The organism is Monashia sp. HAY1-5C (assembly GCF_056755255.1).
This window is the reverse complement of record NZ_JBPGXG010000585.1, coordinates 1-250: the sequence shown is the minus strand read 5'-3', so window position 1 is coordinate 250 and position 250 is coordinate 1. Positions and strand designations below refer to the sequence as shown.

1 protein-coding gene is annotated in these 250 nt (G+C 57.2%); it reads right to left on the bottom strand.

The features are described 5' to 3' along the window. Window positions 1–216 (bottom strand): ApeP family dehydratase (locus ACR9ZK_RS22850; protein ID WP_481344207.1); only part of this gene is annotated, 216 nt, incomplete at its 3' end. Window positions 217–250 lie beyond the last annotated feature (34 nt).

Sequence of the window (250 nt, the reverse complement as noted above, 5' to 3'; positions counted from 1 at the left end):
GTGCCAGCCGCTCCAGACGCCGACCGTTTGCGCGATAAGCTCAAGGGCATACCACGCAGGTAACGCGCCAAGGACATTGAGAAACGACGCCAGCACGCTGTGTTCGGACACCACCACGCTGCACAGCGCGGTCTCTTCTGTGACGCTAAGTACCTTATCCAGCAAAACCATCGGTGATTCATGCGGCAGATAATGCTCCGCGCTGAGCATACTCATGACGGCCTCCCGATCACAATGCAGGCGTTATTAC